Annotated in this window: 11 protein-coding genes; 7 read left to right on the top strand and 4 right to left on the bottom strand. The window is 43.4% G+C overall.

Features of this window, described 5'->3' with window-relative positions; genetic code table 11:
- The first annotated feature begins 291 nt into the window (after positions 1 to 291).
- From QUB08_RS22725 to QUB08_RS22715, 3 genes are all read left to right on the top strand, one after another.
- The gene (locus tag QUB08_RS22725; protein ID WP_333227339.1) at positions 292 to 2814 is read left to right on the top strand and encodes an ATP-binding protein; all 2523 of its coding nucleotides are present in this window, start codon (positions 292 to 294) and stop codon (positions 2812 to 2814) included.
- Positions 2815 to 2937: 123 nt separating this feature from the next.
- On the top strand, positions 2938 to 4401 hold the full coding sequence (locus QUB08_RS22720; RefSeq protein ID WP_333227337.1) for a CIA30 family protein: 1464 nt from the start codon (positions 2938 to 2940) through the stop codon (positions 4399 to 4401).
- 171 nt (positions 4402 to 4572) lie between these two features.
- Positions 4573 to 5451 carry a sugar ABC transporter permease gene (locus tag QUB08_RS22715; protein WP_333227335.1) on the top strand — a complete coding sequence of 293 codons (879 nt, stop codon included), beginning with the start codon at positions 4573 to 4575 and terminating at the stop codon, positions 5449 to 5451.
- Positions 5452 to 5609: 158 nt separating this feature from the next.
- Here QUB08_RS22715 and QUB08_RS22710 read toward each other — a convergent pair whose 3' ends face one another.
- Together QUB08_RS22710 and QUB08_RS22705 are read right to left on the bottom strand one after the other, a co-directional pair.
- Complete coding sequence (locus tag QUB08_RS22710; protein WP_333227333.1) at positions 5610 to 6311, bottom strand: DUF4079 domain-containing protein; 702 nt, start codon at positions 6309 to 6311, stop codon at positions 5610 to 5612.
- Between the two features lie 347 nt (positions 6312 to 6658).
- Positions 6659 to 7384 (bottom strand): YHS domain-containing (seleno)protein, encoded by a 726-nt coding sequence (locus QUB08_RS22705; RefSeq protein WP_333227331.1) that lies wholly within the window; start codon positions 7382 to 7384, stop codon positions 6659 to 6661.
- A gap of 371 nt (positions 7385 to 7755) precedes the next feature.
- On the opposite strand from QUB08_RS22705, the gene QUB08_RS22700 reads away from it, so the two are divergent.
- The 3 genes from QUB08_RS22700 to QUB08_RS22690 all read left to right on the top strand — a co-directional run bounded on the left by QUB08_RS22700 (position 7756) and on the right by QUB08_RS22690 (position 10657).
- Complete coding sequence (locus QUB08_RS22700; protein WP_333227329.1) at positions 7756 to 8367, top strand: cupin; 612 nt, start codon at positions 7756 to 7758, stop codon at positions 8365 to 8367.
- A 158-nt stretch (positions 8368 to 8525) separates the two neighbouring features.
- Entirely contained in the window at positions 8526 to 9980 is a 1455-nt protein-coding gene (locus tag QUB08_RS22695; protein WP_333227327.1) for a HAMP domain-containing sensor histidine kinase, read from the top strand.
- A complete protein-coding gene (locus tag QUB08_RS22690; protein WP_333227325.1) occupies positions 9977 to 10657 on the top strand; it encodes a response regulator transcription factor in 681 nt (226 codons plus the stop codon). The genes QUB08_RS22695 and QUB08_RS22690 overlap by 4 nt, the downstream gene beginning before the upstream one ends.
- Before the next feature lie 261 nt (positions 10658 to 10918).
- On the opposite strand, the gene QUB08_RS22685 is transcribed toward QUB08_RS22690, so the two are convergent.
- Positions 10919 to 11341, bottom strand: coding sequence for a DUF6335 family protein (locus tag QUB08_RS22685; RefSeq protein WP_333227323.1), 423 nt, complete (start codon positions 11339 to 11341; stop codon positions 10919 to 10921).
- Positions 11342 to 11579: 238 nt separating this feature from the next.
- Positions 11580 to 11786: a hypothetical protein gene (locus QUB08_RS22680; RefSeq protein ID WP_190740439.1), complete on the bottom strand. Its 207-nt coding sequence runs from the start codon at positions 11784 to 11786 to the stop codon at positions 11580 to 11582.
- Positions 11787 to 11951: 165 nt separating this feature from the next.
- Here QUB08_RS22680 and QUB08_RS22675 point away from each other — a divergent pair, with 165 nt between their 5' ends.
- Positions 11952 to 12365: a peptide chain release factor 1 gene (locus QUB08_RS22675; RefSeq protein ID WP_333227321.1), complete on the top strand. Its 414-nt coding sequence runs from the start codon at positions 11952 to 11954 to the stop codon at positions 12363 to 12365.
- Positions 12366 to 12456 lie beyond the last annotated feature (91 nt).

Below are 12456 nucleotides of genomic sequence, written 5' to 3'. Positions count from 1 at the left end.
ATGGCAACAATTGCTATGATAATTAACATCGGGAAGCGATAGTATATAGGAGCCAAGTCGGTAAAATTTATAGAAAGCTGAGGCTGGTCTCACAGCAACAAATACTGCAGGCTGATTTTCGACTAAATCTTTTTTGATTCGCTGATTCTCGGATGATTGATTCTCAGTGTCCGTCCAGGGATCGATCCGTTATGCGATCGAACAATATGAGATTATTATGGAAAAGCCAATGTGCTCTCAAATTTCAAATCATTAGAACCCTCTCGACATTTTACAGCGGAAGACAAAAAAATGGATCTACAAATCAGAATTCCCGCACTCGAAGAAGTTGACTTGACAAACTGCGACAGAGAACCCATTCACATATCGGGGCACATTCAGCCACACGGGGTGCTACTTGTTGTACGAGAACCTGAACTAGAAATACTGCAAGTCAGCGAAAATACGCAAGATTTGTTAGGAGTAGAGCCGGAAAGTGCGATCGGTCGAAATTTGAGCTTATTCTTCAATCGAGTTCAACTAAAAAAACTCAAGCTTTGTTTGTGTAATGAAAACTTAAAAACCGTTAATCCCATTAAACTCTCTGTCATAAACAAAGGTAAATATTTAGAATTTGACTGCATCCTCCACCGAGTAGAAGAAGTATTGATGGTCGAGTTGGAATTGGCCACCAGCCCAGAAAATCTTTCTGTTTTTAGTTTTTATCATTCAGTGAGAGCTACTATCAGCAAAATTCAAAGCGCCAAAAATCTCAAGGAATTATCTCAAATAACTGTAGAAGAAGTCAGAAAAATATCTGGTTTTGATAGAGTTATGGTCTATCAATTTGACCACGAAGGCAACGGCGCTGTAATCGCTGAAGACAAAGCAGAAATGCTGAGTCCTTTCTTAGGATTAAACTACCCTAGTTCAGATATTCCAAAACAAGCCCGACAACTGTATGCGTTAAATTGGCTGAGGTTAATCCCAGATATTAATTATCAACCAGTCCCCCTTGTTTCAGGAAATAATGCTGTCACGACCCAGCCGCGAGACCTGAGTTTCAGCGTATTGAGAAGCGTTTCTCCCATTCACATAGAATACCTGCAAAATATGGGCGTTGCAGCTTCGATGTCAATCTCGTTAATCAAAGACAAAAAACTGTGGGGATTGATTGCTTGCCACAACTATACACCAAAACACCTCAACTATGAATTGCGCGCAGCCTGCGAATTTATCGGGCAAGTAATGTCCTTAGAACTGCAATCAAAAGAAGGAAACGAAGACTACGACTACAAACTACACTTAAAATCCATTCAAACCAAGATTTTTGAAGACATATCCACCTCCGAAAACTTGTCACAAGTGTTAGTAAAATGTCAGCATAATTTGCTAGAAGCAGTCAACGCCCAGGGAGCCGCAATAGTATTTGGAGAGAATTGCTATCAAGTAGGGCAAACACCTCAAGGAGAAGCGCTCAAATACTTAACTAATTGGGTGCAAAATAACCTCAAAAAAGAAATTTTTTATACAGACTCGCTGACCAAATGCTATCCAGAAGCTGAGGAATTTAAAGACACGGCCAGCGGGTGTTTGGCTATAGCAATATCGCCGACACAGAAAATATACGTTTTGTGGTTTCGCCCGGAAGTAATTAAGACCGTAAATTGGGCAGGAAACCCCAACAAACCAGTTGAAACCGATGAAGAGGGCAACCCTCGACTGTCTCCTCGAAAATCCTTCGAGCTGTGGAAAGAAAATGTGAGGTACAAATCGTTGCCTTGGAAACAATGCGAAATAGACGCTGCATTGGAACTGAAAAAAGCAATGATTAATATAGTGCTGTGTCAAGTCGATAAACTCGAAAAATTAAATACAGCACTAGAAGCCTCAGTCGCCAGAGAACGGGAAAAAACTGCTAATTTGAAAACAGCAATGTCCGAGCTTAAGCGGGCGCAAACTCAATTGGTGCAAAGCGAAAGAATGTCAAGTTTGGGACAGTTGGTGGCGGCAGTAGCTTATGAAGTCACTAACCCGATTAACTTCATCTACGGCAATCTTAGCTATGCTAATGAATACAGTCACAAAATGATCGATTTATTGCAGCTTTACGCTCAGCAATATCCATCGCCTTCGCCAGAAATTCAAGCACAAATAGAAATAGCAGAATTAGAGTTCATAGTTGAAGACTTACCGAAGTTGCTGGGTTCAATGAAAGTAGGAGCTAACCGCATCCGCGAGATAGTTCAGTCGCTGCGAAATTTCTCTAGAATTGATGAAGCAGAAATTAAACCAGTTGACATTCACGACGGATTGGATAGCGCTTTGTTGATTTTGAGCAACCGACTCAAACCGAAGCCCGATCGCCCCGCAATTCATCTCATCAAAGAATATGGCTCTCTGCCTTTGGTTGAGTGTTACGCAGTTCAAATCAACCAAGTATTTATGAATGTACTTGCCAATGCAATTGATGCTCTCGAAGATGCCTTTGTCAACAATAATTTATCGTCGCACGGCGGGGACAAAGAAGAGCCAGTTAAGTACGGACAAATTCGGATTGTGACTGAACTTTGTCCGGGAAAAAAAGCCGTAGCAGTTCGGATCAAGGACAACGGTTGGGGCATGACCCAAACTGTTCACCAGAAAATTTTTGAGCCGTTTTTTACCACAAAACAGGTGGGCAAAGGTGCGGGGATAGGTTTGGCAATTAGCCACGAAATTGTGGTAGAACAACACGGTGGCAAATTGACTTGCATTTCTGCCCCCGCAGAGGGAACCGAGTTGATTATTGAGATTCCCTTGAGCCAAACTCATCCGACACCCCTTGTCAAGTGAAAAAAAGTCCGCGCTAGCGAAGCTATCCCCAAGGCTAGGAAATCGCCCCAATTCAAAAATCGAAAATTCGATTAAAATACAAAAGCAGCTAAGTAGATTTGAGCCAATTCAGAGGAAGCTAGTATGACTGAAAAAAAAACCGCCCAATGGGATGCCGGCCGGTTTCTCAAAACCTTGGCTTATTTCGGCGTCATTCCCTTCATTGGCAGCATTAGCTGGCTGCAACAACTCTTTGGAAGCAGCAGCAACAGTAAAAAAGACCAACCCAAACTGATACTGGTAGCCGGTGGCACCGGCGGCGTCGGGAAGCGAGTTGTCAAGCGGCTGCAACAGCGGGGATATAGAGTGCGAGCCCTCGTCAGAGATGCTAAAAGAGCAACAGAAATTCTCGGCAAAAATGTCGAGTTAGTCGAAGGAGATATCACTCTCCCAGAAACCCTAACACCGCTAGTAACCGAGGGCATAGAAGCAGTTATCTGCTGTACTGGCACCAAAGTTCAACCGATAGAAGGAGACACCCCAACGCGGGAAAAATATTATCAAGGCATCAAATTTTATATGCCGGAAGTTGTGGATGTTCCCGAAATAGTCGAATACAAAGGCCTCAATAATTTAGTGCAAGCTGTTCGCCGCCAGCTAATTCAAGCAGGCGAAAAAACAATTTTTGACTTCACAAAACCCAGCCAAGATTTAAAAGAAACTTGGGGGGCGCTCGACGACATTGTGATGGGCGGCACCAGCGAAAGTTCGATTCGGCTGACAGACAATACTGCTTTATTCACAGGCAATGTTTCTACTGCCAACTCGGGCGGCTTTGCTTCGGTGCGTACCCGCAACTTTGATACTCCGCTCAATCTCGCAGGATGTAGCGGCCTCCAACTACGTGTCAAAGGAGACGGGAAGCGCTACAAATTGATTGTTCGCAGCGAAGCTAAATGGGATGGAATTGGCTATTGCTATTCGTTTGATACTGTTTACAATATCTGGATTACTGTCACTGTTCCCTTTGATGAGTTAATCCCTGTATTTCGCGCCAAAACAGTCAAAGATGGCTCTAAATTTGATGCCAGCAGTATTTTTTCTTTTCAGTTAATGTTGAGCAAGTTTGAATATGATGGCGCGCTCAACCCGAAATTTACACCGGGTATTTTTCAACTGGAGTTAGAATCTATTAAAGCTGATGGGGGACAGACTTTGCCACGATTTGTGATGGTGAGTTCGGCAGGAGTTACCCGCCCTGGCCGCCCGGGAATTAACTTGGAAGAAGAACCGCCGGCTGTCAGGATGAATGATATGTTGGGGGGGATTTTGACTTGGAAGTTGAAAGGGGAAGATTGCGTGCGATCGAGCGGCATACCTTATACTGTGGTCAGACCATGCGCTTTGACTGAAGAACCGGGAGGCAAAGCTTTAATATTTGAGCAAGGAGACAATATTAGGGGCAAAGTCAGTCGGGAAGATATTGCAGAATTGTGCGTGCAAGCCTTGGAACAGCCTCAAGCTTGCAATGTTACTTTTGAGGTGAAAGAGGGGGAAAATGGCAGTTCTCCCGGAGACTGGCAGGCTTTGTTTTCTGGAGTTAAATAACAATTGTTTGTAGGGGCTGATTAGTTTGTTACCTCTTGATTACTCGGCGGTTGAAACCGCGTCTACACAAACGAAGTCTGCCTCTGCAGACTAAGAAATAACTGGTTCCTAGGCTCAGCCTGGGAACCAGTTATAACCAATAACTAATAACTAATAACTAATAATTAATTTATGTCTGTTACTTTTTCCCGACGCTACTTGACGCCTTATTTGTTTTTGCTTCCGGCTTTATTTATTTTGAGTTTGACTGTTTTGTGGCCGGCAGTGCAAGCTTTTTATTTGAGTTTTACCAACTACGAATATGATTTGACTCAAATGCCGCAGTGGGTGGGTTTAAAGAATTTTGAGAGGTTGTGGGGCGATCGAGTATTTTGGCAAACTTTGACGAATACGCTGCTGTATCTCACCTGCGTTGTGCCTGTATTGGTTGTTCTACCGTTGGGAATGGCGATTTTGTGCAACCAAAAACTTAAGGGGATGAACTGGTTTCGTGCAGCATACTATACGCCGGCGGTGATTTCAATGGTTGTCGCTGGGATTGCTTGGAAGTGGCTGTTTGCTGAGACTGGACTGCTAAATCAGTTGGGGGAATTGTTGGGTTTACCTCCTGTTTCTTGGCTGGCTAATCCGAAGTTAGCAATCTTTAGCGTGATGGCCGTTACTATCTGGAAAGGATTGGGTTATTACATGGTAATTTATTTGGCAGGGCTGCAAGCTATTCCGGCAGAACTTTATGAGGCGGCTGCTATTGATGGTTCTGATGGTTTGGGAAAGCACTGGGATATTACTGTGCCGCTGATGAAGCCTTATTTAGTTTTAGTTGCGGTAATTTCGGCGATTTCTGCTACTAAGGTTTTTGAAGAAGTTTATATTATGACTCAGGGCGGGCCTCGCAATAGTTCTAAGACGGTTGTTTATTATCTTTACGAACGGGCTTTTAAGGATTTGGAAATTGGCTATGCTTGTACGATCGGGCTGGTTTTGTTTTTGCTAATTTTGGGTTTGTCGATTTTGCAAGTTAGCCTTGAGGGTTTGACTCGCAATGATTAAGATTTATGACTGATTAGGAGTGACGCACTCCGGGCTTCATAAACTCGGTTTCTCGTTCTCACTCCTGTTGATACCAGGACTTTGTTACATTCAGAAACCGGGTTTATTCGTCTAATTTCTACTCATTTGAGACTGGAATCTCGAAGTAATGCGATCGCTCACGGCTTTGGGCAGGTTTTATTGGTGAAATCACAGGTATAAATATAAGGTTTTTGCCAGTTCAGAGGAATTTCTAATAAATCCCTGGTTCCGGTCATTCCCTGTCCCAGAAATAGCAGCACAGCGATCGAGTTCAAGATGACATGGATAGTGCGCCAGCGATTTGAGCGGTCTTTGTAAATGTCTTCAATGATGGCAAGGGAAAAAACCATAATTAGCGCAGCGGCGATGCCAATGTAGTAGTGAGACCAATACCATTCATTGGTTCGCCGATAAACGCCATCTTGAGTGCCAAGAATCACCAAACCAGTACCTGTTAGGGTCGCAAATATGCCGCGCCATAAAGCGGGTGTCGCTCGATATAGCATGACCAAAGAGGCGACAGTTGCAACAAACATCAGCACAATGAAAATGACCTGAAACGAGTTTTTGCTCCAAACATCCTTGCTCAAAATATGCTCAAAAATCGGGTAGGCTAGACCCAACAAAGTCACTCCTACCACAGAGCCTGACAGAATTCGACCTGCTTTGACGTGTTCTGAACCGACTACAGGTGGAATTTTGCTCTTATCCCCGGATGCAATTTGCTTCCGACGCTGCATAGTTTGCCACGCCATATTGAGAACAACACCAAGCATAGGAAAAACAATCGCTACAGCTAAAATAGGATGCAGCAAAGCCAGAAAATCTTTAAATTCCATACAGCACCTTTTTGTTGAGGAGGGTTGGCTTCATCAACCCGGTTTTTGCGATACATAATATCATATCCTGCCATCTAACCACAGTAAGTTTGTAGTCAGGACTAATAGTAATTGTTCATCGGCATAGATAAAACTGAAGTCCTGACTACCAACACGCTTTATGAAGGATAAGTCAGCGAATATTTTGTTCGCTCATAAAATATAGCAGTTGCCAATTGTGTGAGGTATAGCTTTTAAAATTACGCAATAACGCAATTACAATTACCTTTTTGTACCCCATACAAATGAAAAATGCTGGAGGTTACGTCCGTGGCGGTTAAGGACTAATTTTCTGCATCACTTTCAGCTTAGCGGAACAGTTCTTTGTTATTGAGAATAGCAGGCCAATTTTTGTTAGCTGAAGCAATGTGACCAGGGATATCCCCCATCCACTGTGCTTGTACTGTTTTATCGTAGTTGAGATAAAGCTTCCCATTAACGATTTTCCAGGCGTCAGGCTGAGTGACAACAAGATGCCCTTCACTGGTACCCTGGGCGCAATATCCACCGTATTGAGGAGCATACTTTTCAGGATTGTTGGCAAACATATCACGGTTTGCTGCACTAGCAAATATCCAAGTTGTTCCAGCCCAATTATGTTTAAATTGGCTAACTCCCATAACTAATTTGCTTTGGGTGAAATAGGCTACGACATCCTGACCATCAAGAGCCACACTTTTTTCGTTGTAGAATTGAGGATGAACACTTGCTGTGCTGCTTTTACCAGCGCAAGGATTGGCTTTACCAGCGCAAGGATTGGCTTTACCAGCACAAGGATTGGCTTTACCAGCGCAAGGATTTTCTTTACTCGCACAAGGATTTTCTTTACTCGCACAAGGATTGGCTTTACCAGCACAAGGGTTGGATTGTGCAACCTTGGATGAAACGGTTGTAGAGTTTAAGTTTGTGGCAGCCTTGGAATTGGCGTAGCTAAAATTAGTTGTTACCAAACCGATAATGGTGGCAATGGCGATCGTGGTAATGTATTTTACTTTCATGTGTCTAATTTCCCGATAAATTGTTAGTAACTCCATGCCAGATGTTTGCTTATGAGTTTTTCGTCTCTGGCAATTGTGCTGACATTTGGTTGCCCTCAAGACTTGAGGTTATTTGCATTAACGCTCAATAAAATGAGTGCTAGATGAGGAAGAGATGGATGGGAGATAAAACTCTGAATACTTTATACGTCCCTTGATTCAGCAAAAATTCATCTGGAAATTAGGAACGCATCATCTAGTTACCCCGAATGTCTTATAGAGTAGAGAGTAACCCTGACTATCCTTGAGAGTCCTTGATGCACTGTCGGCTTAGCAACCGGGTTTCTTGCTAGATATCTGGTTTCTCAACCCAAGATTGCTGATGAGAAACTTAGTAGTGCAGTAATTTAACCGCGAGTTGAAAAATTATGACAGGAAAAGACTGGTTAGTGACTGATGATGGACAGTGCAATACTTTTGAGCCTACAAGTCAAATTGAAGATTTGACTCATCCCTACCGACTTTACCGCTTTTTAACTGACTTGGAAGATGTATTAGAGCAAATTAGTGATGATTATTTACGACTCCAGGCAATTTGTCCCCTTGTCCGCAGGTTGTTAGATAGTTCTTCCTGGTTTCAAATTGCTCTACTTGAGCCTGACTCTGAGACAGGCTGGGCAGTACAAACACTGTATGATGAACCATTTTTTCCTCTGACGGTGCAGTTGGTGGCTTGGGCTCCGGGTGCTGTTTCTCCGATTCATAATCATGCCAGTTGGGGACTGGTGGCGCTACTTGATGGACAGGAGAAAAATACTTTTTGGCAGCGATCGCCAACTCGCAAGTTTCCCGATAAAATCACAACAGTGGGCGATATTTTGCTTGCGCCTGGTGACGTTTTGTGCTTAATGCCCGATGCGATTCATCATGTGGAAGCACTGGGAGATCAACCAACCATTAGTTTTAATCTTTATGGTGTAACAGATTACGATCGACGATTTGAGTTTAACCAGATTCAAGGCACAGCAGAAAACTTTTAAGATAGCAGCCTGATGAAATAAAATATCAACAAATCTCAAATATAGCGGGCGATGATCGCGGCTGCACCAACTTTCGTCGGTTCCACGCGATACTAATTTTATCTAGTTAAATTGGAAATAATTTTACTCCTTAATTCTCCTCACTACCTGACGATAAAATGAAGCTAAATCGCCAAGTTAGAGCCGCTATCAACTATCTCACGGGCAAGCGAATTTCCACCTCTTCGCTTCAGTTTCGCCTGACGCTGGAATTGCTGGTACTCTCGATTTTAGCACTGAGCAGTGTGGCATTTTGGGCCGGCTGGCAAAGGTCGCAAAATCTAGTCGGTGCTCATAAAAAAACCCTGGAATACATTGGAATACGCTTTCCCGAACAGGTTGAGCTTTATAGTGAAATGGGTTCACTAGAAATTGGCTTAACCCGAAGTGTGCATAAAGCTTCCACAGGAGGAATCATGGTATGGGTGAAGCGAAATGATGGGATGCTTTTGGTAAATTCACCTGATATGGATCTGCAATCTTCTAAGATTACGAAGATGATATCGTTGACGGAAGTACCTGCTGAGCCGACTTTTGTTCAGGTGGGCGATCGCTACTTGGTGATCTCTAGCAGAACTCTGAGGATAAAAAATGAGTTACTGGGTACGGTATATTTCTCTCAAGATATCACTGATGAGCAACGTCAATTAAATGATGGGATTCGCAGTCTAATTGTTGTCAGTATTGTGGTAATCTTAGTGTTAATGTTGGCGATCGCCAGTCGCATTCGTCATGCTCTCCATCCTTTGGAACATATGAGTCAGGTAGCTAGCACTTTGTCTGCTGATAATTTGCAGGCGGCCAAACTCCAACTGCATCAGGCTCCTGATGAGATTTTAGGACTAGCGCAAACCTTTAATGAGATGTTGTTTCGATTGTCGGGTTCTTGGGAGCAACAACGCCAATTTGTCGGTAATGTTTCCCACGAATTACGCACTCCTCTGACGGTTGTAGTAGGTTATTTACAAAGTTTGCTGCGTCGCAGCACTAACTTAAGTGACTATCAGCAACAAGCACTGGAAACAGCAGTTGGGGAAACTGAACGCACGATTCGGATGTTAGAAGATTTGCTTGATTTGGCAAGGGCTGATAGTGGCAACTTGCACTTTCGTTTGAATCCGGTGATCTTGAATACTCTGGTGGCTGAGGTGGCCCAGATGAGTCAAAAAGTTAGCAATCGAAAAATTATTTTGGTGTCAACGGATCAGGATGTTGTAGCCTGTGCGGATCAGGATCGTTTACAACAGGTGTTAATTAACTTAGTTGATAATGCAATCAAGTATTCTGCTCCCGAACAACCAGTTGAGTTAGTATTAGAAAAGAGGGAACACCAGGTGATGATTCATGTGAGCGATCGCGGAATTGGTATTTCTCTCCCCCATCAAAACCGGATTTTTGAGCGGTTTTACCGGGTGGATGAGTCAATGACGCGCTCTAGAGACGGTACAGGGTTGGGATTGGCGATCGCCAAAAGCCTGATCGAAGGCATGGAAGGACGTATTACGCTCCGATCTAAACCGGGAGAAGGTAGTATTTTTACTATCACCTTACCTGTCTGGAATCCGCAGCTATGAGCGATCGCATTCTCCTTGTTGAAGATGACCCTAAACTGGCAAAGTTCATCGAATCTGAACTTAGTCTTGAAGGATATCACGTCACTGTCGCCCCAAACGGATTGGATGGATTAACGATCGCTCGTGATACTCAACCGGATTTATTAATTTTAGATTGGATGCTTCCCGGTATCTCTGGATTAGACATCTGTTTAAGGTTGCGATCGACTGGTATTCAAGTACCAATAATTATGTTGACAGCAAAAGATGAAGTACCCGATCGCGTGACTGGATTAAATGCTGGGGCCGATGATTATGTTACTAAGCCTTTCAGTATGGAAGAACTCATCGCGAGAGTCAAAGCCCGTCTGCGCCGAACTCAAGCAAATGACCCGGATAATTTACAATTTGAAGACCTAGTATTGAACGGTTTAACCCGTGAAGTTTATCGAAGTAGTCAACTAATTGAACTCACTGCCAAAGAGTTTGATTTGTTAGAATTTATGCTGCAACATCCCCGTCAAGTCATTACCCGCGACCGGATTTTAGAAAAAGTTTGGGGTTACGATTTTATGGGCGAGTCAAACATTATTGAAGTGTATATTCGTGCGTTACGGATTAAGTTAGAAGCAAGTAACTCAAAACGCCTGCTGCATACGGTTAGGGGAGTTGGATACGTGTTGCGAGAGCAAAAGTGAGGAGGGGCGGATTTACAAATACTTGGAAGATTACAGCATATTCCATGTATATGCGGTACACACAATCTTGTCGTAAGTAAGGTGCGTCGCCACCAGTCAATCTGCAAGTTCCATTAAACATGAGCAGCGACGCACCCTACATAAAAATGTACCAACAATTAAGGCGGATACTGTACTTCATGAACCACCGAATATGCTGTAAGTATGGATACTGGTGAACCCGCTCCTATTATAGTACCTATTTTTTTGTACCAAATAGACCTAGAAATCCGGTCGTTCCTGATAATCTTCCGCAGAACTAGGATCTAATTCCCACCGACTTTCATCTCGATGTTCAAGCATATCTGTTGTGTGCAAAATAGCCCCATCCGCCATCTCTATGCCCGCAGCGGCTCCGAGTTCGTCAACCATATCCAGGTCGGGAGTAGGCGCGGTTCCGCCCACAGATTGCTCGCCCGTGGCACTTTCTTGTTCCGCAGCCGGATCGCCATCCTCGCCGCCGATTTGGGCACTGGTGGAAGAGTATTCCGAACTGCTGTCCTGCAGGGTTGTTATGTCGTCTTGGCTCAATCCCGATTGATCGATGACGCCGGTACCGTAAGATTCGGTAATTTCTTGAGGCAATTCGCCCACATTATCGCGTTCTGTTGTTGTTTTTGCGTTGTCTTTTTTTTGCTGTACCACGATACTTGATCCTGTTGGTTTTTGAACTTAATTAAATTTAAAATGTCGGAATTTGGCTTGACCTGAATTGTTTTTATTAATCGCTATTGGCTATGATTAAGTAGTATGATAATTGCTATTTAAGCTTTTAGCTTCTCTCCCAGGAAATATATTGCTTCCGATCGGCTATTTCATTGGGAATACAAAAAGCGATCGCCCTTTTGCAACGGGCGATCACTTTTTAATGGGGATGTTAATTCTATTCGGGAAAATCAGGAATTATCCATTTGGGGGGTTCCGTCCGTTTCCTTCTCACCGCTTCCTCTGCTATTTCTAGCATTTTATCCAGAGAAGTATTTTCAATAAAGTTGGACGTTGCTTCTGCGTATTCCCGCTTCGGGCACTTGTCGCCCAGAACGCAGCCATTGACGCAAGCTACAGCACAATCGACAGTGTTCTCCACCATAACTTTTTTCCTTTCACGGTTCCAACAACTAATAGGCAGGCACTCAGGGTGAATTTGTCAAGAGACTGCTCTATATCTTTATTTTACTTCACAAATTGTCATCAAAGGTTGATCGCCAGGGCAAAACTGTTATAAAATCAAAGCAACCTACCTAATCTGCCGATCGTGAACAATTTTCTGCGGCGCTTAAAACTTTTACCTTGGCGAGAAATGCTGCAAATTGCCGCCCTCGTCAACTCAATCGTGATTGGACTGGAGCTATTTTTAGCCTGGGGTTTCACGCAATCGCGGCCAATCCGCAACGGGGTGACGCTTCTTTACGGCTCCTCCCTCGGAACATTGATACCTTTCGCTGCTGCTGTGGGAATGGGAGCTTTAGCAGTGTACTTTTTAGAGTATTGGCAACAACAATTTTTGCTCAACCGAATTAGTTTGTGGGTTTTAGTTTTGTGCGTGCTCTTGGGTTTGGTGTTAAAGTCATTCCTACCCATACCTGGTTTATTAGCAAGTTTATCGGAAGCTGCACTCATCGGAGTTACGGTGGGAGTTTTTTGGAAGGGCCGGCCTTATTGGCGATAGTCATGCCATTTTAGATTTTAGATTTTAGATTTTAGATTTTAGATTTTAGATTTTAGATTTTAGATTTTAGATTTTAGATTTTAGATTTTAG

Origin of the sequence: Microcoleus sp. BR0-C5 (assembly GCF_036705045.1) — a bacterium.
In the GTDB taxonomy this organism is placed as follows: domain Bacteria; phylum Cyanobacteriota; class Cyanobacteriia; order Cyanobacteriales; family Microcoleaceae; genus Microcoleus.
This window is presented reverse-complemented; position numbering and strand designations above follow the sequence as displayed.

Coding starts and splice junctions, on each gene's coding strand:
- QUB08_RS22725 (WP_333227339.1), top strand. CDS start 292: ATGGATCTACAAATCAGAATTCCCGCACTCGAAGAAGTTGACTTGACA.
- QUB08_RS22720 (WP_333227337.1), top strand. CDS start 2,938: ATGACTGAAAAAAAAACCGCCCAATGGGATGCCGGCCGGTTTCTCAAA.
- QUB08_RS22715 (WP_333227335.1), top strand. CDS start 4,573: ATGTCTGTTACTTTTTCCCGACGCTACTTGACGCCTTATTTGTTTTTG.
- QUB08_RS22710 (WP_333227333.1), bottom strand. CDS start 6,311: ATGGAATTTAAAGATTTTCTGGCTTTGCTGCATCCTATTTTAGCTGTA.
- QUB08_RS22705 (WP_333227331.1), bottom strand. CDS start 7,384: ATGGAGTTACTAACAATTTATCGGGAAATTAGACACATGAAAGTAAAA.
- QUB08_RS22700 (WP_333227329.1), top strand. CDS start 7,756: ATGACAGGAAAAGACTGGTTAGTGACTGATGATGGACAGTGCAATACT.
- QUB08_RS22695 (WP_333227327.1), top strand. CDS start 8,526: ATGAAGCTAAATCGCCAAGTTAGAGCCGCTATCAACTATCTCACGGGC.
- QUB08_RS22690 (WP_333227325.1), top strand. CDS start 9,977: ATGAGCGATCGCATTCTCCTTGTTGAAGATGACCCTAAACTGGCAAAG.
- QUB08_RS22680 (WP_190740439.1), bottom strand. CDS start 11,786: ATGGTGGAGAACACTGTCGATTGTGCTGTAGCTTGCGTCAATGGCTGC.